This is a genomic window from Nitrosomonas aestuarii (assembly GCF_003046585.1).
Taxonomy (GTDB): Bacteria; Pseudomonadota; Gammaproteobacteria; order Burkholderiales; family Nitrosomonadaceae; genus Nitrosomonas; species Nitrosomonas aestuarii.
The window spans coordinates 46,978-71,371 of sequence record NZ_QAAE01000002.1; the positions used below are offsets into that span (position 1 = coordinate 46,978).

20 protein-coding genes are annotated in these 24,394 nt (G+C 48.5%); 7 read left to right on the forward strand and 13 right to left on the reverse strand.

The annotated features are described in order from the left end of the window. Position 1: 1 nt before the first annotated feature. Both glgA and lpxK read left to right on the forward strand, forming a co-directional pair. Positions 2–1,504 carry a glycogen synthase GlgA gene (gene glgA / locus C8R11_RS01855; protein ID WP_107794226.1) on the forward strand — a complete coding sequence of 501 codons (1,503 nt, stop codon included), beginning with the start codon at positions 2–4 and terminating at the stop codon, positions 1,502–1,504. A gap of 339 nt (positions 1,505–1,843) precedes the next feature. Further along, positions 1,844–2,965, forward strand: a complete 1,122-nt coding sequence (lpxK, locus tag C8R11_RS01860; RefSeq protein WP_107794227.1) for a tetraacyldisaccharide 4'-kinase — start codon at positions 1,844–1,846, stop codon at positions 2,963–2,965. A 129-nt stretch (positions 2,966–3,094) separates the two neighbouring features. On the opposite strand, the gene lnt is transcribed toward lpxK, so the two are convergent. Continuing rightward, the gene (gene lnt, locus C8R11_RS01865; RefSeq protein ID WP_107794228.1) at positions 3,095–4,594 is read right to left on the reverse strand and encodes an apolipoprotein N-acyltransferase; all 1,500 of its coding nucleotides are present in this window, start codon (positions 4,592–4,594) and stop codon (positions 3,095–3,097) included. 620 nt (positions 4,595–5,214) lie between these two features. Here lnt and lysS point away from each other — a divergent pair. Beyond that, a complete protein-coding gene (lysS, locus tag C8R11_RS01870) occupies positions 5,215–6,726 on the forward strand; it encodes a lysine--tRNA ligase (RefSeq protein WP_107794417.1) in 1,512 nt (503 codons plus the stop codon). A 27-nt stretch (positions 6,727–6,753) separates the two neighbouring features. On the opposite strand, the gene xerD is transcribed toward lysS, so the two are convergent. The 6 genes from xerD to C8R11_RS01900 form a co-directional block, all read right to left on the reverse strand. Continuing rightward, on the reverse strand, positions 6,754–7,668 hold the full coding sequence (gene xerD / locus C8R11_RS01875) for a site-specific tyrosine recombinase XerD (RefSeq protein ID WP_090696559.1): 915 nt from the start codon (positions 7,666–7,668) through the stop codon (positions 6,754–6,756). Next, entirely contained in the window at positions 7,655–8,158 is a 504-nt protein-coding gene (locus tag C8R11_RS01880; RefSeq protein ID WP_244907511.1) for a methylated-DNA--[protein]-cysteine S-methyltransferase, read from the reverse strand. Before C8R11_RS01880 ends, xerD begins: the two co-directional genes overlap by 14 nt. Positions 8,159–8,435: 277 nt before the next feature. Beyond that, positions 8,436–9,875 carry an FGGY family carbohydrate kinase gene (locus C8R11_RS01885; protein ID WP_244907512.1) on the reverse strand — a complete coding sequence of 480 codons (1,440 nt, stop codon included), beginning with the start codon at positions 9,873–9,875 and terminating at the stop codon, positions 8,436–8,438. Further along, positions 9,830–11,443, reverse strand: a complete 1,614-nt coding sequence (locus C8R11_RS01890) for a glycerol-3-phosphate dehydrogenase/oxidase (protein WP_107794229.1) — start codon at positions 11,441–11,443, stop codon at positions 9,830–9,832. The genes C8R11_RS01885 and C8R11_RS01890 overlap by 46 nt, the downstream gene beginning before the upstream one ends. Next, positions 11,440–12,210 carry a glycerophosphodiester phosphodiesterase gene (locus C8R11_RS01895; protein WP_107794230.1) on the reverse strand — a complete coding sequence of 257 codons (771 nt, stop codon included), beginning with the start codon at positions 12,208–12,210 and terminating at the stop codon, positions 11,440–11,442. Before C8R11_RS01895 ends, C8R11_RS01890 begins: the two co-directional genes overlap by 4 nt. 19 nt (positions 12,211–12,229) lie before the next feature. Beyond that, entirely contained in the window at positions 12,230–13,432 is a 1,203-nt protein-coding gene (locus C8R11_RS01900; protein ID WP_107794231.1) for an ankyrin repeat domain-containing protein, read from the reverse strand. 169 nt (positions 13,433–13,601) lie between these two features. On the opposite strand from C8R11_RS01900, the gene pgeF reads away from it, so the two are divergent. Further along, the gene (gene pgeF / locus C8R11_RS01905; protein WP_107794232.1) at positions 13,602–14,384 is read left to right on the forward strand and encodes a peptidoglycan editing factor PgeF; all 783 of its coding nucleotides are present in this window, start codon (positions 13,602–13,604) and stop codon (positions 14,382–14,384) included. Positions 14,385–14,451: 67 nt separating this feature from the next. Next, a complete protein-coding gene (locus C8R11_RS01910) occupies positions 14,452–15,252 on the forward strand; it encodes a ZIP family metal transporter (RefSeq protein ID WP_107794233.1) in 801 nt (266 codons plus the stop codon). 102 nt (positions 15,253–15,354) lie between these two features. Here the strand turns inward: C8R11_RS01910 and C8R11_RS01915 are convergent, their stop codons facing one another. Continuing rightward, positions 15,355–16,350, reverse strand: coding sequence for a class I SAM-dependent methyltransferase (locus tag C8R11_RS01915; protein ID WP_107794420.1), 996 nt, complete (start codon positions 16,348–16,350; stop codon positions 15,355–15,357). A gap of 447 nt (positions 16,351–16,797) precedes the next feature. Here C8R11_RS01915 and C8R11_RS01920 point away from each other — a divergent pair, with 447 nt between their 5' ends. Further along, positions 16,798–16,977 (forward strand): PLDc N-terminal domain-containing protein, encoded by a 180-nt coding sequence (locus C8R11_RS01920; protein ID WP_090696549.1) that lies wholly within the window; start codon positions 16,798–16,800, stop codon positions 16,975–16,977. 150 nt (positions 16,978–17,127) lie between these two features. Here the strand turns inward: C8R11_RS01920 and C8R11_RS01925 are convergent, their stop codons facing one another. The 3 genes from C8R11_RS01925 to C8R11_RS01935 all read right to left on the reverse strand — a co-directional run bounded on the left by C8R11_RS01925 (position 17,128) and on the right by C8R11_RS01935 (position 21,679). Further along, positions 17,128–17,604: a DUF4112 domain-containing protein gene (locus tag C8R11_RS01925; protein ID WP_107794234.1), complete on the reverse strand. Its 477-nt coding sequence runs from the start codon at positions 17,602–17,604 to the stop codon at positions 17,128–17,130. A 209-nt stretch (positions 17,605–17,813) separates the two neighbouring features. Beyond that, positions 17,814–18,245, reverse strand: a complete 432-nt coding sequence (locus C8R11_RS01930) for a hypothetical protein (protein WP_107794235.1) — start codon at positions 18,243–18,245, stop codon at positions 17,814–17,816. A 2-nt stretch (positions 18,246–18,247) separates the two neighbouring features. Next, positions 18,248–21,679, reverse strand: a complete 3,432-nt coding sequence (locus C8R11_RS01935; protein WP_107794236.1) for a tetratricopeptide repeat protein — start codon at positions 21,677–21,679, stop codon at positions 18,248–18,250. 339 nt (positions 21,680–22,018) lie between these two features. Between C8R11_RS01935 and C8R11_RS01940 the strand changes: the two genes are divergently transcribed. Continuing rightward, the gene (locus C8R11_RS01940) at positions 22,019–22,501 is read left to right on the forward strand and encodes an Hsp20/alpha crystallin family protein (protein WP_181258127.1); all 483 of its coding nucleotides are present in this window, start codon (positions 22,019–22,021) and stop codon (positions 22,499–22,501) included. Between the two features lie 58 nt (positions 22,502–22,559). Here the strand turns inward: C8R11_RS01940 and C8R11_RS01945 are convergent, their stop codons facing one another. Together C8R11_RS01945 and mnmE are read right to left on the reverse strand one after the other, a co-directional pair. Further along, entirely contained in the window at positions 22,560–22,817 is a 258-nt protein-coding gene (locus tag C8R11_RS01945; protein ID WP_107794238.1) for a GIY-YIG nuclease family protein, read from the reverse strand. A gap of 187 nt (positions 22,818–23,004) precedes the next feature. Next, complete coding sequence (gene mnmE / locus C8R11_RS01950; RefSeq protein WP_181258140.1) at positions 23,005–24,360, reverse strand: tRNA uridine-5-carboxymethylaminomethyl(34) synthesis GTPase MnmE; 1,356 nt, start codon at positions 24,358–24,360, stop codon at positions 23,005–23,007. Positions 24,361–24,394: the final 34 nt, after the last annotated feature.

Here is a 24,394-nt window from a genome sequence, read left to right on the forward strand (position 1 = left end):
AATGTCATCCGCCCCCTTACGAAGTGAACCACGCATTCTGTTTATTACTCCCGAAGTTTTTCCATTATGCAAAACCGGGGGCTTGGGAGATGTCAGTGCGGCATTGCCCGCAGCTCTGCGAGTCATGCGCATGGATGTCAGACTCCTTATTCCAGGTTATCCACAGGTCATACAAGGATTAAAGCTCAAACGAAAAGTAGCTGAATTCAACATGCTGCCACAATTTCCGTCTGCCACTTTACGGTCAGCAAAGCTCTCGGTCAATACATCTACAAGCATTCCGGTTTTCATCATTGACTGCCCCGAACTTTACCAGCGGGAAGGCGGACCCTACCAAGATCCGGCAGGCCAGGACTGGCCGGATAATGCGCGCCGTTTTGGATTGCTTTGTAAAATCGCGGCAATTCTGGCAAGCGATGCCAGTCCATTGACCTGGCGGCCGCATCTCGCACATTGTAATGACTGGCAAAGCGGGCTTGCACCCGCTTATTTGCACTTTCACCAGGGGCATAAAGCAGCGTCGATCATGACCATACATAATCTCGCTTTCCAGGGTAATTTTCCGCCTGAGAATGTTGTCCAATTAGGGTTGCCTGCTGCCAGTTTCGGCATACATGGACTGGAATATTACAATAACATGTCTTTTCTCAAAGGCGGAATTTACTATGCTGACCATATCACGACAGTGAGTCCGAACTATGCAAAGGAAATCCAGTCCGAACCGCTGGGTTTCGGCATGCAGGGATTACTGGCTGCGCGTCAGCATCATATCAGCGGAATTGTTAACGGCATTGATGAAAACGAATGGAACCCCGCCAGCGACCCCTATATCGCGCGCAATTACTCCAGCACCAGTCTGTCTGCCAAAAGGGTCAACAAACAAGCTCTGCAAAAAGAAATGGGACTGACCCCCGACTCGGCCATACCGCTTTTTGCCACGATCGGACGCATTACCCACCAGAAAGGATACGATTTGCTGCTGCAGGTTGCGTCACAACTGGTCGAAATACCTGCTCAACTCATAATACTGGGCAGTGGCGATAAAACACTGGAAAGCAAGTTAATTGCGCTTGCCAAATCATATCCTGGCAAAATTTCCGTACGAATCGGCTATAGTGAATCCATGTCTCATAAAATTGAAGCAGGCGCAGATTGCTTCCTGATGCCATCGCGTTTTGAGCCTTGTGGCTTGAATCAGATGTACAGCCAACGCTACGGAACACCTCCCTTGGTACACGCAACAGGCGGGCTGTTAGACACTGTCATAGACTGTACTCCTTCGACGCTGAAAGATAAAAGCGCCAGCGGCTTTCTATTTGATCAGATGACCGCAAACGACTTTTTCCTGGCGATCAAACAGGCAGTAGCTGCATACCGCGTACCCAGAACCTGGCAGAACCTGCAACAAAACGGCATGAATAAAGACTTTAGCTGGCGTACCAGTGCAACCGCCTATCGCAAGCTATATCTGTCATTGTCTGCACCTTCATCCTCTAAAATATAAATTGATTGCGTTCATATCTTAAATAACACTGAAATTAATGTTAATTCGAATCGCGTATACTGCATTTTCCGCTGAGCACCACTGATAGTTGGCCTGCCAGAATATACTTTTATTTTTTGATTCTTTGATCTATTTGAATCAAACAGTCAAACTGGCATGAAAGGATTCTTATTTTTATTAGGCAATTTCTAGGAGAGGTTCATCGCTTTGACCGGATATATTAATTTACATGAAAGATGGGGCTTGCATTTTTCACAAATACCATGTGAGAATTTTATTCGATTTATTTCTTAGAATATTATTAAAGTCGTAATATTTACTACTGAACAGAGGGGCGCTATGAAACTATCCGAATTATATTGGCACCGTATTACACCCTTACATATTTTGCTTTGGCCACTCAGTCTATTGTTCGGTTTATTCATGCGTATACGCAAATTATGTTACTGGCTGGACTTTTTTCCAACCGTCAAATTACCCGTACCCGTAATTGTGGTGGACAGCATAACTACCAAAGATGGCGGCAAAACGCCACTAATATTATGGCTTGTCGATATGCTGCAGACACGCGGTTTACGTCCAGGCATTGTTACACGTGGCAATCTGGATAATCCGGGCAATCCTGAAGCGGTAACAAAAAACAGTGATCCGACAACCGTGCGCGGTAAAGCGTTACTCATGGCACAGCGTTTTGAAAATATCTGTCCGGTGTGGGTCGGCGGCGACCCCGCCGATGTGGCTCAGGCATTACTGAAAGCAAGCCCCGAATGTAACGTTATTATTTGCACTACCGGGCTGCAACATCCACGCCTGGAACGTGATTTTGAGATTGCTGTCGCTGACTTCAGTGAATCCAGCTTCGGCAATGGCTTGCTGTTGCCTGCAGGTCCATTACGTACAAGCATCAGGCGTTTACACAACGTGGATGCGGTCGTAATTAATGGCTCACAAAAGTATCATTATGACACCCGAGAATGGGCACCGACATATTTTATGAAGCTGGTCGGGGAAACGATTTATAATTTATCCAAGCCCGACATCCGTCATCCGATTACTATCCTGAAAAACAGGAAACTGTACGCCATTGCCAGTTACGAAAACTCACAATGGTTTTTTGATCAATTGCTACAGACCGGGCTTCAGAGCGATCTGCATACTGTTGCTGAAGACCATCGATTTGTAGAACAGGATTTTTACGATTTGCATGCAGAGGCAGTCATCATGCCTGAAGAAGACGCCTTGCAGTGCCAGGCATTTGCCAGAGATAGAATTTGGGCATTACCGGTAGAAGCATGGATCAGCGGTGAGCTGCAAGCGCTGGTGCTCAACCAGCTCAGAACAAAATTTGCCGATTCAGATGTTTTAAACGAACTATTTGCCTGCTCCGCAAATGACAGTTACGCCATCAAAAAAAAGAAAATATACTGGTATGCGACCCGATTATCTGACTTTTCTCACTAAATTGCAGGCACTACACAATTAGCGATGTGCGCTAACAAAGCGCAGTTCATCGCTTCATACATCAGCATAGTGACGGGTTAACCCATGAGACAAAAATCATTGGCGGCACCGACGCAAAAAAATTGGAATTTACGTCCTGCGTACTGTGCGAATGCTTGAAATAATTCCTATGAATAAGAGAATGCCTGCCAGCCCTAATACAAGATAATTTCCCACTCTGACATAAGGCGTGGCACCGGAAAAACCTTGTGCCTGTCCATGCAGACCGGTTGTAGTGAAAACTTCGATTTGTTCCAGCACTTGGCCACGCTCATTGATGATGGCCGTCACCCCGGTATTGGTGGACCGCAGCATATAGCGTCCGGTCTCCAATGCACGCATTTGTGATATCTGCAAATGCTGATGCGGCCCGATAGAGCGTCCGAACCAGGCGTCATTACTTACATTTACCAACAGTGTTGCCTGCGGCAGCTGATTGATGATCTCTTCACCAAATACATCCTCATAACAAATATTGACCGCAACCTGTTGTCCGGCCAGTTGCATTGGCTGCTGATCCGTGCTGCCACGTGAGAAATCTGACAAAGGAATTTGCAGTACATTGATGATCCATCCAAAAACAGGTTTGAATGGAATAAACTCCCCAAACGGCACCAAATGATGTTTTCGGTAAACCTGTTCCGGCGATGTCCCAAAACTGAACATGCTGTTGTAATAGGCGTCATTGGCGTTTGTTGCATGCTCAGCCAGACCGATCAGCACGTCGCCGTTATTTTTTCTGGCGTGATCCGCCAGATAAGCCAGATAAGCAGGCGGCACGGCGTCATTAAAAAGCGGTATCGAAATTTCGGGTGTTACGATCAGACGGCTCTCGCTTTCCAGTATCAATTCAGCGTAGGTTCGCATGGTTTTCTCTACATGATCTTCGCGCCACTTCAGGTCCTGTTCGATATTACCCTGCAACAGACTGACACTAACCGGTTCACCGGCCGGCTTGGTCCAACTGACGAATTGCAGACCCAGTCCGCTTAACCATATCAGGCCCGCAAGCGCACCAAACCGCCAGGCAGCCATGCCTTTTTCAAACCAGAAACAAAGCAAGGCGGCACTTAATGCCATTATCAGTGAAATACCGTAGACTCCGACAACAGGTGCAAACCCGGCCAGCGGACTGACAGGCGCCTGTGAATAGCCGAGTGCGAGCCATGGAAAACCGGTAAACAAAGTGCCGCGCAGCCATTCCATCAGCATCCAGCCGGATGCCGCAACACCTGCCCAGACATAGGATGAAGCCGGACGCATACAGGCGGCCAGCCAGCCACATGCAGCCGGAAATAATGATAAATAGGCACAAAGTATTAACAGCGCAAATACCGCAAGCGCCGGGGGCATGGCGCCAAAATCGTGCAGACTCACATAAAGCCAGGTAACACCGGCACTGAATAATCCCATCCCATATGAAAAACCTAGCCAGGCGGCATGCGCGGTTTTCAGACTGTTGCGCCAGAAAAAAAACAGCACCGTCAGTGCCAGTACTGGAACAGGAAACCAGTAAAAAGGCGCAAAACCGGATACGGTCAAAACACCCAGAAGGAATACAACAATACTTTTAAAATTTAAATTTTTCAATTGATCGAGGTTCTGTATTTTTTGCAGAGTATATCATCCATAAATCTGCAACTGATCAATCGAATAGAGGTGGCCATCAAATTTCAGTTAAAAACACATAGATCAACGCGAACTTCATCGATACACCAGTGTTTGCCGGCACCCAGGATTGATCCGAAATTATTGCTTGACCATAAGTCCCCGGCACCAGCCCCACGAGTATCCAAACCCTGTGCCTATAATGACCACCTGTCCCATCAAAGCTTACGCAGCTATCCAGATTCTTCACTTAGCCAGTCATCATGCGTAACTAATCAGTTTTGCCATGGGGTTATTGTGATTATCCACACATGTAATGAATGACAATACTGCTTACGTTAGACTGCATCAACAGACTGTTGGAAAACTATTGCCTTACCGCTCCGGCGTTAAAAACAAGCTTAAAATTCGCCTGCAATAATTTTATCATCTGTTTTTATCGTGTATTGCCCGCCTCAAAAACGTTTTTCAATGGCCTGTTAATACCGAGATTACGAAAAGACGGTCTTAGTGCGTATAATAAGCGACCAATAAACGTTTACTATTCCAATAAAAAACTAAAACGACAAACAACATCTCTTAATTTGCATAACAAACAAAACATGACCCAGGAAAACCCATCTGCTTCGCCCCAACAAGATGAAAATCAGATTATTGCCGAGCGCCGCGCCAAGCTTGCGGCACTGCGACAGGACGGCAATGCTTTTCCAAATACTTTTCGGCGCGAAAATCTGGCTGCTGCGTTACACGCACATTATGGTGAACAATCCAAGGAAACACTGACCGAGACGCCTGCAACTGCTAAAGTCGCAGGGCGCATGGTGCTCAAGCGTGTGATGGGTAAGGCAAGTTTCGCTACTATTCAGGATATGAGCGGACGCATTCAGTTATATATTTCCAACGACCATACCGGAGAAGCGGCACATACGGCATTTAAACATTATGATCTGGGTGATATTCTCGGCGCTGAAGGCGTACTGTTTAAAACCAAAACAGGTGAGTTATCCATACGTGTTACCGGCTTGCAGTTACTGACAAAATCGCTGCGCCCATTGCCGGAAAAATTTCATGGCCTGACGGATCAGGAACAAAAATACCGCCAGCGTTATCTGGATCTGATTACCAATGAGGAGGCGCGCAAAGTTTTCACGCTGCGGTCGAAGATTATTCAGTCCATGCGAAACTTTTTTGTTGCGCGTGATTATCTCGAGGTCGAGACACCCATGATGCACCCGATTCCAGGAGGTGCTACCGCCCGTCCGTTTTCCACGCATCATAATGCACTGGATATGAAGTTGTTTTTACGCATTGCGCCCGAGCTTTATCTCAAACGACTGGTAGTCGGCGGCATGGAAAAAGTATTTGAAATTAATCGTAATTTCAGAAATGAAGGTATCTCCACCCGGCACAATCCGGAATTCACCATGCTGGAATTTTATGAAGCGTATCAGGATTTCAATTATTTGATGGGTTTCACAGAGGAACTGCTCAGATATGTCTCGCAAACCGTATTGGGTACCGCCGTGATGACCTACCAGGAACGCAAGATTGATTTCAGTAAACCGTTTATGCGCATGACCATTACGCAGGCCATTATGAAATTTCACCCGGAATACACCGAGGATCAGCTTTCTGACCGTGATTATCTAGTCAATCGATTGACTAAGCTGGGTATCCACTACAACCCCAGTGACGGCATCGGTGGTTTGCAGTTATCGCTTTTTGACGAAACGACCGAACACTTATTGTTTGAACCCACGTTCATCGTCGATTACCCCGCTGAAGTTTCGCCGCTGGCTCGGCGCAATGATCATAACATCGCAATCACCGATCGATTCGAACTGTACATTGCAGGACGCGAAATCGCAAACGGATTCTCAGAGTTAAATGATCCTGAGGATCAAGCGGAGCGTTTTCAAGAGCAAGCTAAAGCAAAAGATGCTGGCGATGCCGAAGCCATGCATTATGATGCCGATTATATTCGCGCTCTGGAATACGGTTTGCCGCCCACAGCAGGGGAAGGCATCGGCATAGACCGTCTGATAATGCTTTTTACGGACAGTCCGAGCATTCGTGATGTTATTTTGTTTCCTCAACTACGCCGGGAGGATTAACAGCCTTATAAACCATTCATGGGTCCGTCACCCTCTAGGATGATGCTTGCTATGCAGCTGCTTCAAGCGCTCACTGGCTATATGGGTATAAATTTGTGTAGTCGAAATATCTGCATGGCCTAATAATAGCTGCACTACGCGCAAATCAGCACCATGATTCAGCAGATGCGTCGCAAAAGCATGCCGGAGCGTGTGTGGCGACAGATGCTTTTTGATACCCACGGTTTGGGCATGGCGCTTAATCAGGTACCAGAAGGCCTGGCGGGTCATTGCACCGCCACGCGATGTCACAAAAACGGTATCCGTCACAATTCCCTGAAGCAACAAAGGACGGGATTGCCGGGTATAGCGACTCAACCAATCGAGCGACTCTTCGCCGAGCGGCGTCAGGCGTTCTTTCCTGCCCTTTCCCATTACCCGGACCACGCCCATATCCTGGCTGACTTGCGAATATTTCAAATTGATAAGTTCCGAAACACGCAATCCACTTGCATACAAAACTTCCAGCATGGCCCGGTCACGCAAACCCAGAGAACTGCTTAGATCGGGCGCATTCAAAAGCAGCTCGACCTCCGTTTCCGTCAAGCTCTCGGGTAGATTGCGAAGTAATTTAGGCGTCTCAATATTCAGACTGGGGTCAGTTGTTATTTTTCCCTGACGCAGTAAATAGCGATAAAAACGTTTCAGACTCGACAGTTCGCGGCTGGTAGTGCTGGCTTTTACTTTGGCAGATACCCTGGAAGCCAGAAATTCAAGCAAATCCGGATGGGTTGCATCAATGAGCGTTTCACGGCTCTTTTGGCTCTGCTTGCTGAGCCAGTCTGCAAACAGCTGCAAGTCGTTGCGATAACTTTGCAGCGTATTGCGTGAAAGACCGTCTTCCAGCCATAGTGCATCAAAAAACTCATCAAGTATCGCGGCGTTTTGTTCAGATACTCTCATGCTGCAACAACCATCGTTTGATTTCCAATGGTTCTCCATCTCTGGCATTCATAAAACCTCCTAATCCGCCATTTTTTGCAATAATGCGATGGCAGGGTATAACAATCGGAATTTTATTGGCGCCGCACGCACGCCCAACGGCCCTGGGTGCAGAATGAATTTTGACCGCAATATCAGCATAACTGCACGTTTGACCGCTGGGAATATCCTGAATTTGTTCCCACACACGCCGTTGATGAATAGTCCCGTTGATATGAAGTGAAAGATCAAATGTATAACGGGGATCTGATAAATAGGCCTGCAGCTGTGCACAGACTTCCTTCGCTAACGGCGTACTGGGTGCCATGAGCGATGTATTTAACGGCAGGTAATCAATTTCTGTCAGCCAATCCTCTTCGGTACATACCCCCAGGACAGCAAATGGCGCCATGATTTTTGCCTGATAACGATCATCTGTTTTGATCTGCTGATGATTGACGGACTTATTCACAATTTCTATTCTAATACTCTGAAACTCCGATAAAAAGGAACTTATAGCACAAACTCAATAGACTAATAAATTGTACTAAAGTTGCATACGCATGCACTTCCGTAAACACAGCCCCTTGAATTAATTTTCATGATTCATGTAAAACCTACAGAAATACCGTAAAAAAAGTATATTTATAAGTAACCATCAGATTTCAAGATAAATTCTGCTGAATATACAATATGAAACGCACAAGCTAATAGCAACCAGAAGGAACTATATGGGTATAGGCACAAGTTCAATTTCGCATCTGCTGTGACAGCAAACCATCCAACCAAACCTGCCATTGCCGATACTTTTCTTTCAATACAGTATTTTTACGGTCTATCTTTATTTCTATTGGGTGCATCAATGGAAAAATATGACTGTTATTACCTGCCGCCAGCATTGCCGCACCCAAAAGACTGGTTTCTTTTTGCTGTAAATGAAGTATTGGAAATGGAACGCATTGCGCAATTCCCTGTTGCAGACAAGTCAGCTCTGACAGCCCGCCTGAAAGGTATACCTGCGAAAGTGGCGATTGTTGATGATATGCCTCGAGGATACGCACCACTCTGAAAACAATGGCTTCCAGCAATAGCGTGGCAATTTGTTTGGGCATTAGATGTTCAGTTGATTCGGAAAAGCGGAGTCCGATATCGCCGCAAAAATACGGCGCACCCAGACCACTGGGTTCAGCAAGACACAAAATATTGCTGGTGGCAAAGTCGTCGATATTGCATTCCCAGAATGGATAAGGCGCCAAAGCAGAAGAAATTGAATTCAGCGTACCTTCGCTGGCCATGTAAGCGGTGTAATTCTGGTCCTGATAAACCAGTGTTTGCAAAAATCCATCAAGCGGTTTAGTTTTTCCATCCAGATAGCGAATCACAAATCCGCCTGTTCCCAGATTGACCAAAGCTTTGGACGGATCGTTCATCACGCTGGCATAAAACGCGGCTGATTGGTCGCCGGCACTGGCCCGCAGCACCACGCCATTTGACAAAGGCAGATTGAACCCTGTCGTCGATTTGATTTGCGGCAGGATAGCAGCAGGAATATTGAACAGATCACATAAAACGGATGACCATTGCTGCTGATGAATATTCATGAGCAACGTGCGTGCCGCCATTGATGCATCTGTACAAAAATGCTGTCCCTGCGTCCAGCGCCAGATCAAAAAAGCATCCAGCGTGCCTGTAAGCCAGACGCCTTGTGTCAACTTTTCGCGCCATTGCGGATTATCGTGCAGTAGAACGCTGAGCTTGGGCGCATAATAGTATGACGCCAAACGCAGTCCTGTTAATGACGGTATCAGCGTTTTGGCATTACCTGTTTGATCATGATAACGCTGACCCCGGTTATCCTGCCAGGAAATCAGTGGCGTTATTGGATTTCCACGCTGTTTATCCCAGATCAAAAACGATGAACGTTGACTGCAAAGCCCTAATGGCGGCTTATGATCGGTGCACGCGAGGCATGCGGTCAGAACCGCCTCGGCAGTTTCGGCATAACGCAGCGCATCGCTTTCATATTGACCATCTGTTTGACGAATGACTGGCGCAGGCTGATTGATGATAAAACAAAGCGCGCCTTGCCGATCCATTAATGCGGCTTTGATTGATGTCGTACCCAGATCCAGCGCAACTGCGATCATGAATGCAGCCATGCGCGGCAACGTGCAAATTCCTGCGCACACCTTGTTTCATGCCAATTCAGAATCCCGGAAATTTTGGTAATGATTTGCCGCAGTTCCGCTTCTGTTAGTTTTGCAAGAATCAACAGCGGAATGCGCCGGCGCAACAGATCATCCAGATGCACCACCATTTCCTCGGCGGCACAGTGCATCAGGTCAGCATCAATGAACGGTGCAGCCGGAATAATACGATGGGCCAAAGCAGGTTGCTGTTTGATACTGTGGAGTATATCAACCGCTTTGCAGCCATGACGACGGATTAACCATGTTGCGCTTTCGGGATCGACGCCTGATTGCACGGCTTGTTCCTGTATCGTTTCCGACCAATCGGAAAAATTTTCTTCTATTCCCTGCGCATGCAGCGGCGTCCACGGAAATAGAAGTCCTTGCGTTGCGCAGGGTGCATCAATATTCAATTCTGCGCAAACCTGATCGACTATCAATGCGGCATCCTGACGCGCTGATGTCAATTTCCCGCCGATTGAGTAATGCACACCATTGGCAGCTGTTTTCAACACCCAGTCACGACTAACGGAAGAAGGCGCTGCCGCAGATGATCCATCTGCATCTTGCCTGTCTTGTTTTAGTACTCGTACGCCGGCAAAGCTGCCGATAATATCTTGCTCCGTCCATGGCGTTTGCAAATAATTATTGACCGCACTCAACAAATATGCAATTTCTGACTTTTCAACATTGACCTGATCTAGCGGTCCCAGATAAGGCGTATCGGTTGTGCCCAATAACGTCAGTCCATACCATGGAATCACAAAAAACACACGCCCATCCGATTGAGCTGTGAGCAGCAAGGCTTCATCCTGGTGCATACCCGGCATAATCAAATGTATGCCCCGTGTCAGCAGACAATCATCTTTACTGTGGCTATCCGCAGCCACCCAATGGCCTGCCGCATATACGATCTGCCGCGCGTGAACTTGATATTCGCTATTGGTCAACACATCGTGAATATTTGCGCCCGCTGCCCGCCCCTCGCTTTCCTGCAGGCTTGTCAATCTGCAGTAATTGACGCAGACTGCGCCGGCCTTCATGGCGCCGCTCACAAGCTCGAGCACCAGACGCGCATCATCGGTTTGCGCATCGGCATAGGTGAAGCCGCCTTTAAGCGACTGATTGTTCAGCCAGGGAAAACGTTCAGCGAAATGAAGACGATTAAAAAAACGATGCCGCTTCGCCGCCTGCTGTCCAACGGCCAGAAAATCATACAACATTAAGCCAAGTTTCATCCGCAGCAGTCCAACACGACTCTGCGCATAAACCGGCACCCCGAAGCGCAGCGGCCATACACGATGCGGCGCGACTTTCATCAACATTTCACGTTCCGATAGCGTTTTCCGAACCAGCTTGAATTCGAACTGCTCCAGATAACGCAAACCGCCATGAATCAACTTGCTGGAAGCCGATGAAGTAGCGCTACCCCAATCACCTTGATCAATTAGCGCCACTTTCAATCCCCGCAATGCGGCGTCATATGCGGTCCATGCACCGTAGACACCGCCACCGCATACAAGCAGATCAAACGTCTGATTATATAGCGGTGAAGGATTGCGTTTCATATGCCGCGCTTCATTGCATCGCGTTTTTCAAGCGCCTTATGCGGCACGTCACTGATGAGAATATCTACATCAAGCTGCAATGCTTTGTCGATCTCTTCATCTGTGTTACAGGTATAGACTGCAATACATTTATCCTGCGCGCGCAGCACATCGACCAGCGACTGGTCCAGCATGGCGATAGGCAGACAAAAACCATATAGAAAGGCACAATCAACCAACGCCTGCTGTACATCTAAGCGGGTATGATGATCATCCAGATTGTAAACCAGCGGTAACAAAGCGGCCTGCTGATGCGCAAAAATCAGACTGGGCAGGTTGAATGAAGACACCATGATTCGATCATCCGCAACCTTTCCGATTAAATCGAGCGACTGCCGCATTTTTTTCTGGTGCCGGGAAACAGATTCCCAATCGCGGTTCTTGATCTCGACCAGCAAACGGCAGCGTTGACGATAATCGTTGAAAAAGGTTTGCAGCGTCATAATACCCTCGCTGCCCGCTTGTGGAAAATTCAGTGTTTTTAATTGTGTGAAATCAAAATCATCGATATGTTTGTCAGCAAAGCCTATTTTATCGAGAAAACGATCATGCCACAGCACCGCCACTTCATCACGGCTTAACTGCACATCGGTTTCGATCCCGTCAATCGCATAGTCCAACGCCTTGTCAAACGCTGCGCGGGTGTTCTCCATTGCTTCTGTGCTCGCACCACGATGCGCATAGACCAGGCATTTTTCAAATTTCCGATTGGCTGAGCTTGACAACATATCAGATCAAATGCCGGGATTAATTGTCAGCAGCGGATTGCAATAACGCGATAATCGCTTCGTCTTTGGCGATTTCCACAGCCGTCTTACCGCTTTTACTTTTGATTGATGGATCGGCATCATGTTCAAGTAACAGCTGCACCGCTTCGGCATGATCATGCAAAGCCGCCCACATCAGCGGCGTCACACCATCATCGTTTTGCAAATTGATTTGAGCGCCTTTTTCAAGCAAAATCTGCATCACTGGAACATGTCCGTTCTGTGCCGCCAGAATTAACGACGTAAAACCATTTCTGGCTTTATGATCAACATTGGCTCCATGCTCAATCAGCGCTTGTGCAATTTCTGCGCGACCTATTAAAGCAGCCAATGTCAACGGAGTTGCTTGATTCTGGTCTTCCTGACCGACATTGGCGCCTTTGGCCAGCAGTGCATTGACGATATCCGCATAACCGTTCTGCGCAGCGACATGCAATGGCGTTGTCTGATTGGCCGCAATCAAATCAACCGGTGCATTTTTTGCCAGCAGTGCTTGTACAATGGCGGCATGACCGTTACGTGCAGCCATATAAAGTGCAGTCGTTTTGTCGGAAGCCTGCATGTCGATTATTGCGCCCCTGGCCAGGAGTTTATCAACGATTGACGCACCGCCTTCCAGTGCCGCAATCATCAGCGCCGTCAATTTTTCTTCTGTTTGAAGATTGACATCTGCATCCTTTTCCAGCAGCGCGTCAACAGTTCCTTCATAACCGCCCTGTGCGGCAATGATAAGCGCCGAAATACCGTTGGTCGTCTGCAAATCAACTTGAGCACCTTTGGCCAGCAATGCTTTAACCACTGCCTCATGGCCATTTTTGGCGGCAACAATCAATGCCGTAGCGCCACCGGTATTCTGTAGATCCAGATGCGCATTTTTATCCAGCAGCATTTCGACAATATCAAGATGGCCGTACTGCGATGCAACCATCAGCGGGGTGAAGCCTTTTTCATTCTGCAGATCCGGACTCACGCCCTTATCCAGCAGTTCTTTGACGGTTTTCTCTTTGCCGGAAAATGCGGCTTTTACTAATTCGGTCTGATCGTCAGTCGCACCTATTGCGACCGCACCAGCTGCATTTTGTTCATATGCAAAACTACCGGCCACCGGTAAAAATAACATGGCCGAAAACAGTGTAAATGACAGTAGTTTTAAATAATGCTTTAATTTTTCGATATAATTCATTGCGTGTACCCGTAACTGGTATCTTTTGTTATTAAATTGCTGGAAAAATCCATATGCGTTCAACCCTAAACCGATTATTTTAACCCAGAATTCCGGATAAAACGTTCCCTATTAACAGAATTCAAATACAACTATCTATTTTGAATGATTTTTAATTAAAAATTGACCAATGATTGACACTATCATTCCAGACTGGCCCGCCCCCGCCCACGTCAAGGGAATGTTCACAACACGTCACGGCGGCGTCAGCAGCGGTCTTCACGGCGCTTATGCAACACTGAACCTGGGCATGCATGTCAACGATCATCCAGGGGATGTAGCCATAAACAGAGCATTGCTGCGTAAACACTTGCCCGGTGATCCGCAATGGCTGCAGCAGGTGCATGGCGCCAATCATGTCTGGATAGGTCAGGCTGGTGCGCTGCCAAGAGACGCTGCTGAGGACAAACAAGGCGATGCCGCGCTGAGCCGTCAATACAACACAGTTTGCGCAATTATGGTTGCTGATTGTCTGCCGGTTTTTTTGTGCGACACTGCAGGCACCACAGTTGGCGTCGTTCATGCCGGTTGGCGCGGCCTGGCTACCGGTGTCATTGAACAATCAATCGCCGCCATGCAGATTGAGAGCAATCAACTGATGGCATGGCTCGGACCTGCTATCGGGCCGGATCACTTTGAAGTCGGTGATGAAGTCAGAACAGCTTTTGTATCACAGGATTCGCATGCAGCACGGGCTTTCATGAGCAATAGAAATTCGGTGGAACATGCAGAAATAAAATGGTTCGCGAATATTTTCGAGCTCGCACGGCAGCGCCTGGCATGCGCAGGCGTCACCCGAATTTATGGCGGCGGCATATGCACCTACAGCGATCCCGCGCGTTTTTTTTCTTACCGGCGCGACGGCGAAACCGGCCGCATGGCCGCACTCATCTGGCTGGAAAAACCGGCATAACCGGTCAAATATGTTCATACCGTATGTGAACAGCGTATAATCCCGCCTTTCCATTAGATTTCGCTTTATGTCGACGCTTTCCTGGATCATCTTAGCCAGCTTTATCGGTGGGGTACTGAGTCTGATGCTCGCCGCCATGCTCGCACTCAATGCGCGCACATCATGGGTTTCAAAACTTGTTTCCTTTGCGATCGGCGCGTTACTGGGCGCCGCGTTTCTCAATACCCTGCCTGAAGCATTTGAACTTTCAGAAAATCCCACGCAAGTCACTATTCTGGTGTTGTTTGGCATTTTACTGTTTTTTATTCTGGAAAAGCTTGTGTTATGGCGGCACTGTCACCTGGAAGACTGCGAAGTACATGACCCGACCCATGCCATAACCACAACTGCCCCTTCATATAACGATCATGATCATGGACGCAGCGGTATGATGATTATGGTCGGTGACACTTTCCATAATTTTGTCGACGGTATCCTGATCGCCGCTGCATTTATGGTCGATGTACAACTCGGTATCATTACCTCCATCGCCATTATCGCGCATGAGATCCCGCAGGAGGCCGGCGACTTTATCATTCTGCTCAACTCGGGCTATACACGCCGCATGGCTTTCCTGATGAATCTGTTGTCAAGCTTTGCAACGCTGATTGGCGGCGTACTTGCCTATTTCATGCTGAATGCACTTGATTTTCTGGTCCTGCCGCTTTTAAGCCTAGCTTCAGCAAGCATGATTTATGTCGCTCTTTCCGATTTAATCCCCGGCCTGCATAAACGTCCCGAAATCGGCGCGACTGTCCAACAGGTGACCCTGATCATGCTGGGAATCGGCTTGATTTGGAGCGTAGGATTTTTTGCACACAATCATTGAAGCATATCAGGTTAAAATCCAGATCATTAAAATAATATACACATCTGTATAAATCCGTTACATGTGTCTGCCAGGCACAAAACACATGGCGTGCTTTGCGCCTTATTTTTTGAGCGCCTTAGGATGGGCAGCCGCGTGCCCTGCAGAGTGAACCGCATCTGCCAAATCCTGCACAGAACCAGCGTACACAATATCCAGTTTCTCATCCGGCAGATGTTTCGAGTCGTTTACATGGCGAACCTGCAGCGAATCCAGCAGCGCATTGAGAGCAGCGCCGCCCTGATAACTAAAGCGTATGGCAATGCGGTCACCCGCGGCAACAAAAAGCGGCGAAGCAAGTGGAAAAATAATGTATTGCGTATGCCAGTCAGCCGTGCTGCCCAATTCCAGATTAATAGCCAGTATATGCTTGGTGATAAGCCGTAATGCATTTAGCTGACCACTTTCGTTCATGATGATTTCTCCATCCCAGTGGCAGGTCTGATTAAATGGATCAGCATAAGACACTGACTGAAAGACTTCGGGATTCCCGAGCGGTTGGCTGCTTTCCTGAATTGAACAAGGATCTTGAAACAAAATCGTGGGGGCGTAGAAACCCTCAAAATGAAAGTCTTGCTGCACCGGTTGAATCGCCTGAATACTGGCATCCGGTATGAAAACAGGCAGCGGGCCACCGAATTTTTCCTGATAACGCTTTTTAAACGAGTCGATAACCGGCAGTTGCTTTTCGCGTAACAAGCCGGTGTGCAGCATTTCACAAATCACCACATCGACCGGTTCCGGCGGCAAATAATGCAGGGCATCCGCCTGGATAACCTCGACCTTATCGCCATGGGTATTTTTTGCAAGAAAATTGCGGGCCGCGGTCACCAGTTCAGGATTGCGCTCCACACAATAAACTTTTTGCGCTTTCTGTGCTGCAAAAAATGATTGCACGCCGGTACCCCCGCCCAGCTCCAGAACCTTCGCGCCGGGCTTGACCACCCAATCAATCGCCGCTTTAAAGCCTTTCATTCGGACAGAGTCATTCAACATATTGTAATGGTAATGCAGCGGAATGAACTGGCCGAGCTCCAGGCTATCAAATTTATTTTGCATACAGGCTCCTGAATAGTTTGCGCTGCAAATGCAGCGTAGATAATACCGTAAACATTTATTAGCAAAAATCATGCCGATCGCCTGCATACGATATGATGCCTTGTGTTTTGATTGATCGGCCCATTATTGAATGACGGACGGTGACAACAAACCGGCAAATTTTGCCGCCTTAAGGATCTAAAAACTTGCCTGAGCGTTTTTGGGAGCTCATTAGCCGAACATTTGCTGTACCTCCACCTCAAACTGTCATTGTCGTGGTATGGAACAATTCCGGCAAATCCCAGTCGACAGCCACATAATCACTTGATAAATCTGGCTGATAGCAATTAAAATTTTGGTGAAATTTTTTCATGCGGGAAGGGCTGTTAGATTAATCTGCCAAATCTACGATACTATATGACCTTCATCAACAAAAAAATATTTTCAACCAATTTAGGGAGCAACAAAATGGGCATTGAAGTCGGTGGTTTTTTTGGTCTGATATTGTTGATTCTGAATGTATGGGCTATTGTTAAAGTAGCACAAAGTCATGCAAGTACAGGTACCAAGGTACTGTGGATCGTCCTGATTCTGTTATTACCTGTGCTTGGCCTGATATTGTGGTTTCTTCTGGGACCAAGTGGATAAAAAGTGAGACTTTACTGCAACCGGAATCGCTTTGACAGCACTCGATTCCGAGTTGCAGTCATCGTCTCTTTTGCGCATTCCGGCGCGCCATAAATACCCCACCGGCAAAGACATGAATGCGCAATGCCAATCCGCAATCCGGTTAAAAAATCAACCGCCCTGGACTGATAACCACAACCAGCGCACCAGGAGAAATCCTAACAGACCGATCAGCAGCACCACACCAAAAACGATCAATCCCGCAAAACCAACAAAAAGGCGGCTGTGTAATTCAGTTTTTCCCGGCCGATCAAAATAATCATTCATTAATTGCACGTTACGTTGATTCGCTTTCCAGACAAAATCGGTCAAATCACCCAGCACAGGCACAGCACCCAGTACGGCATCCAAACCGATATTAAACGCCATTTTCAGTAACAGCGATTTTGGCACGCCCATTTGTGCAGCCTGAACCAGAATGTGGCTCGAAATAATGGCGCCTGCAGCATCTCCAATTCCGGGAATCAACCCAATCAGCCCATCAAGACCAAATCGCAGTTGCGTGCCGGGAATGCGAATCGAATCATCCAGCAGCCAGGCAAGTTTTTTTAATTGCGTTTTCGAATGTTCGGCATTCATTTTGTGCATAGCAGTATTCCATTAATTGACTATTGTCTTCGCATGGCATCGCGTCTGATAAAACAACGGGACATTTCAGGCAAAAGTGAGCTGGAACAATCATACACCACCCACTGCAACCACGTCATATCGATGGACGGCGCTTTACATGTCCACCCTGCAAATATCTTTTCATACGCATATTCCTGGGCAAACCCGCACCATCTACATGATTGCCACTACGATGTCTGCTCAAAGATTGCTTTGATTTTTTCAATCAATTGATCAAGCGAGGAATTTTTCGGTGGCTTGTTTTCAATCAGTACTGTCCATTGACCGTTCTCTTTGCGCTTGATTCTAATATGCGTGCGTAACAGCCACACCACAGCTGCAAGTGTAAAGACCGCCGTGCCACCGTCGAAGCGTTGCGGCGCAGTGCTATTTAGCAATACCTGTATGGCTTCAGCCTGTTGCGGGTCTTGTTCGGCCAATGCTGCCAGCGTCGCACGGGCGAGGCCGGCCTGTTGCTGCACATTGAGTAACGGTTCGTCAACTCCGGTTAACACTTGCGCCTGCTGCGGATAATCGATATCGGACTGGACCAGCAACTGCAATAACTGCACCACTTCCCGGTCGCTCTGCGTGGTTAATTGGTTGACAAGTGGCTGCATAGTCAGGCGTCCTTTGATTTATTCATTGCTGTAATCAAATCATCCAGTGCTCCAATAGTTTTATCCATACCGGCCTGTTGCCAGCGTTGCCTGATTTCCGCCTGTGACTGGTCGTCGCTTTGTTGCAGCAAATTAATATACTGTCGCGTAGCACGCTCTACTGAATGCGCATCACTGCAATGAACGAAAGCGGCAATCGCCTTTATACTCCATTGCGCGGCGGTTATCCATTCCAGTCGTGACGCACTAAACAATCCCAGTTGGGCATAGGTGCTGGCCACACCATGTTCATTGCCTTGTTTTTCTTTAATCGCCAGTGATTTAAGATACCACTGCTCGGCCTGATTCAAGTTACGCTGTTTTTCCGCGATCACGCCTAACTGATGGTAAGTGCGGGCCACACCATATTCATCGCCCTGTTTTTCATTAATCGCCAGTGATTTCAGACACCACTGTTCGGCCTGCTCGAATTTACGCTGTTCTTGCGCGATCATGCCTAACTGGTGGTAAGTGATGGCCATCCCCTGTTCATTGCCTTGTTTTTCTTTGATCACGAGTGATTTCAGATACCACTGCTCGGCCTGCTCGAATTTACGCTGTTCTTGCGCGATCATCCCTGACTGGTGGTATGTGATGGCTGCACCATGCTCATTGCCTTGTTTTTCTGCAATTGTCAGTGATTTCCGATACCACTGCCGGGCCTGCTCGAATTTACGCTGTTTTTGCGCGATCACCCCTAACTGGTGGTATGTGCTGGCCGCGTGATGTTCATTGCCCTGTTTTTCTGTAATTGCCAATGATTTCAGATACCACTGTTCGGCCTGCCTGAAGTCGCGCTGTTCTTCCGCGATCATGCCCAACTGGTGGTAAGTACTGGCCGCACCATGTTCATTACGCTGTTGATTGCAGTGATTGACCAACATTTCAAATAACCGCTTTGCGCCTTGAAAATCCCGGTTGTTTTTCGCAAAAGAAGCGAGTGATTGTGTTAAAGCAGTCACAGCTTCAGACATGCCAAGTGTTTTCGCCAACACTAAGGCCGCCTGAAAATTTTCGCCATGATAATAAAACGGCGCACGCTGTTCATGCAGTTCCTTGGGCGTCAGGTGATCGGCAAAACGCCCCATTAAATCCACAAATGCAATTTGTGCGTCTGTCTCAGCCGGATGCTGTTGCTGCAGGTAGCCAGTGAGTGCAGGGTGCATGGCATAAAGGTCTTTTTGCAAGACATGGACAAGGCCTGCGCGCTCAAGCACATGGAAGCAATTATGGATCGTCTGTTGATTGGAGGCAATTTCGCTGCTTTTGATCATCGCCGCCAGCATGTCACCCTGCACATAGCGTTGGTGCAGTCCGATGAATTGCAGTACAACGGTGTATTCGGGCGGAAATTCGGTTTCGAGTAGTGACAATGCGCTATAAATTCTGCGCGTGCTGTCATCCTGCCCGTCAACAGGGGGAACGACAAAACCCTGTTCCAGTTCTTGCAGCAGCTCGTGCGCACTGGTCTGGTCCAGCCGCAGCAAAACTGCGCGCATTGCCAGCGGGTGGCCGTCGAGTTTTTCGATGAGTTTCTGAATGGCTGGGTCGTCACGTTCCAGCGTCAAGCCCAGATCGCGCACCACCGCGTTGCAGTACTGCCAGCATGCTTCGCCCTGCAATCCGCTGATGGGCAGGCGGAAACATTCGGTCTTTGACAGCCAGGACTCTGACGAACGGCTGGTGATCAGGACTTTGGTTTTGCCGCCACGCAGTTGCTGCAGAAAATCTTTGAGCTGTTGTCTGTCGTCACCCGATAACAACGGCGCAGTCCCCATGACTTCAGTACAGTCAATGCCACTGGCGGATTCAAAATTGTCCCACACCAGTATGAATGACTGTTCCTTGAATACCCGGCATATATTTTCCAGCTTTTGTTTCACAGGTGAAGCCAGTGCATCGGCGCCGAACAATCCAAGCACTATCTGGTTAATCAGATATTCAGCGCTGCGGATTTCATCGAAACGGAACCAGAATACATGCTCGCGCAACCCGTTGGTCTGTTGCAGCCATTGCAGGAATCCCTGTGCCAGCGTGGTTTTACCGACACCGGCGATGCCGTGGATCAGCAACCCGGCCTGTGGCTGCCGCCGCATGGCGCGCTCCAGCGCATGGATCGCGCGGTCACGGCCGATGAAACCGTAATCGCCCTGTTCGGTTGCCGCAGGGGGCAGCGGTATCGGGTCGATTTTGATTGGTTGCGAAGCGGCGGTAAAGTTTAAATCATACGCTGCCTGCTGATACAGTACCGGCACCAGCCAGTCGTACAATGGATGTTCGCCACGCGCGCAGATACGCTGCGGATGCGCAAGCATGGCCTGGCGTCCGGCGCGTGTGGCTTCGCTGACCGAGCCCTGCAGAAACAGGCTCTGGTAGAACGCCGGCACGAACTGTTGCGCCGCGCTGACGTAGAGGTTATAACCCATCGCCACCACGCTGCGGATACCTGCCTTGAGCAACGCCGCCGCCACCGAAGCAAACGGATCGTCGGCCTGCTCATCAATTGCTGCCGACTGGCAGGCGTTCAGCACGGTAATCGGGATCGCATATTCACTGAGCAGTTGCGTGAGCCGGGTGGATTCAATGGCATCGGCCCTGCCTTCCGGCGTTTCAAACACCAGCCTGCCCCGCGGCCCCTTAAAACTGTGATTGCCGGCAGCATGCTGACGATCGTCTTCGCCATAACCACCGTGCCCGTCAAAGTGGACGATATGATAAAAACCCGGCTTTTCACGCAACGCCGCACGTAACTGGTCAAACGTCGGCGGGCGCAATACATCGACGCGCACCGGCACCGTTTGCTGCTGCACGGCGAGATCAACCAACGGGCGCGCCAATACATGATAACTCACATCTTCTTCACCGTAGGGCCGCGCGATCACCAGCAGGATGTTGATGCAGTCGCCGGGTAAATTATCCGGCAGCGGTTGCGGGTCATGCAGTTCATTAAGCTGCCGTTCAATGCGGCAGGTATGCGCCAGTGTGGTGGCTTCCGGATCGTGCAACGCCTCCCACGGCCATGACAGCACGCGGGGGTTATCGCTGGCGATTTTGAGCGTGAGTTCACTGAGGCTATGTCTGCGCGCATCCTGATACCAGTCCCGCGCTTTGCCCTGAAAAAGACTGGAAAAAGCCGCCTTACCCCATTGCGCGAGCGTGTCCTGAACCGTCTGTGCGAGGGCGATATTGGGTTCAAACGGATAATCGAGAAAACGCTCGAGATACCAGCGCAGATCGTTCGCCAGATGACTGTTGCCGCGGCCACGCGCGGTGGTCTGATCGGGTGCTGTAATCGTGACCGGCTCGGACGTCTTGCCGTCAGACAACCGCGTGACGACAAACTGTGCCTGTCCGTCAAGGCCGCCCTGATGGCGGATTGTCAGTAAACTGGGCATGGTTGGTTTTATGGTTTTTTTCAGTGCCTGTACCTTATGTGATTAACGGAGAATAGGCAAGACCGAATCTCGCTCAACCCGAAGTTCTGATGGAATGCGATGCTTCAGCTTCTATGCTATTGAAAAAAAACACCCCAATCCTTATTTGTTAATTAAGACTGATTCGTGAGTTACGATTAAATAATGTCTAAAAATCAATGATATTTTTTATGCTGAAGATAATCAAAAGGAGAATTTGTCATTGACTTTCATAAACTCAATCCGTGGAACTGGTTTAAGCATGAAGAGCCCGAAAAAACCAAAGATGAAATTGTACCGGTCAAGCATGACGATCAGGCATTGCCGCGGCTTCCACAGATCGATAACTTAAATCAGCTTCATCGCGAAATTGACCGCGTGTTTGAAGATGCGTTTCGCGGTTTTGGGTTACTGGGCCGGTCCCGGTCAGAATTGCTGAACCCGTTTTCTTCTGATGATTTTTTTCCGGCTTTCAGAGCCAGCGTCAATATCGCCAGCGATGACAGGCAATACACGATAACACTGGAAGCACCCGGACTCGCTCAGGAAGACCTGTCGATTGAATTAAAAGACCGGGTTCTGGTGATTAAAGGCACCAAGCACGAGGAGCAGGAAGAAAAGGACAAGCACTTTTACCGCAAGGAAAGACGTTACGGTGCTTTTGAACGCGTGCTCGCAATACCGGATGATGCGGACGCCGACGGCATCCATGCCGGCATGGACAAGGGATTGTTAAAAATCGCCATTCCGCGTCAGGAAGTCGACAAATCCAATGTCAAGAAAATTACGATCAAAAATGGTTAATACAGCTCAGCGAACTCGAGTTTTTTCAGAAAAACAGGCTGGCGACAGCTACCGCTGTTTACTGCTTTTGTGAAAGCAGCGCCAGTTTACCAGCGCGCGTCATCGCTTTTATAGAAGCTTCCCTTTTGGAAGCTTCTGCTCTGTTTTTGTGGGACTCCTGATGGACCAACCTAAATGGGCCACGCCCACTGGTATATCGCGCGCCTTTTTCACTCTTACCTGCGCCATGTTCGGCGATCCGGCGTGTCAAATCAGTGGTGATGCCGGTGTAAAAACTGCCATCGGCACATTCCAGAATATAAACCGTCCAGCTCATTTTTGATATTTTTTAAGCCACCAATTCACCGGAAAGGATTGAAATAACAGGTTTTATGATACAGACCGCATTATTGAGAGGTCTATCCAGATATTTCAATCGAATTGTAACGAAAAACAAACCCATCGCATAAAGATGAGGTTAAATTCACTTTTAATATGAGGTTGTTTTCTGTTATTTGACCCGCTCACTTTCCGATACAAAAGTTTGAAAATATTTCTCCAAGCAGATCATCCGCGGTAAAGTGCCCGGTAATGGATGATAACGCGTCCTGCGCAAGCCGGAGCTCTTCGGCGAGTAATTCCCATTCTGATTCAGTGTCGCTATATTTCCATGCTGTATTTAAATGGTTTCTTGCAGCCTCGAGCGCTTCCAGATGGCGTTGCCTTGCCATAAAAAGTCCCTCGCCGGTTTGACCGGTTTGCCAACCTGCCGCGCGCAGTATCTGTTCACGTAATAACTCAACGCCCACGCCTGTTTTTGCAGATAGATAGACTTTAACCGCGTGTTCGTTTGTCTCGATTCCGGGTGTCTGGCTGGTCAGATCAATTTTGTTGAGAACAGTGATATGCGGCTTGTCGATGGAAAACGCCTGCAATATCTCGCTGTCTTCACCTGGCGCATGGCAGCTGCAGTCGATCAGACGGATGAGGATGTCCGCATCCCTGACTACGGCCCGCGTGCGCTCAATTCCTTTTTGTTCGACAATGTCGGTGGTTTCCCGCAAACCGGCGGTATCGATAACGTGAATCGGCACGCCCGCAATGGTGATCAGTTTTTGTATGCTGTCCCGTGTAGTACCAGGAATTTCAGTAACGATGGCGACATCGTCTTCGGCCAGTTGGTTGAGCAGGCTGGATTTGCCAACATTCGGCGCACCGACCAGGACAACCTTGATACCTTCCTGCAGCAGATTACCCTGGTGTGCAGAAGATAATATACGTTCGAATTGCTGGCTGATGGCGTCCAGTTTTTCTCTGACTTCCTGATCGTGCAAGCCTTCAATTTCCTCGTCAGGGAAATCAAGCGTGGCTTCGATAAACATGCGCAGCGTAGTTAATGATCGCACCAGTTCATCGATTGTGGTCGAAAAACGACCTTGTAAGGAACGCACGGCACAACGTGCAGCCTCACTGGTACTGGCTTCGATGATATCGGCAACACTTTCGGCCTGCACCAGATCAATCTTTTCATTCAGATAGGCGCGCAACGTGAATTCACCCGGTTGCGCCATACGTGCGCCACAAGCCAGGCATTGGTTGAGCAGCAAATTCATAATGGCAGGCCCGCCGTGTCCCTGTAGTTCCAACACGTCCTCACCGGTATATGAATTAGGCGCTGGAAAATAAAGCGCAATACCCTGATCAATGATTTGTTCGTGCACATCGAAGAATTGACTCAATTGCGCATGACGCGGTTCAGGGAGTTTGCCCAGTATGATTCGGGCAAGTGAAGTCAGGTTTTTACCCGAGATGCGGACTATACCAACACCGCCTCTGCCTGGTGGTGTTGCGATTGCAGCAATAATATCCGGTTGATCCAACATGCCTCGCTATTGCTTTACCGGGAAAACCAAT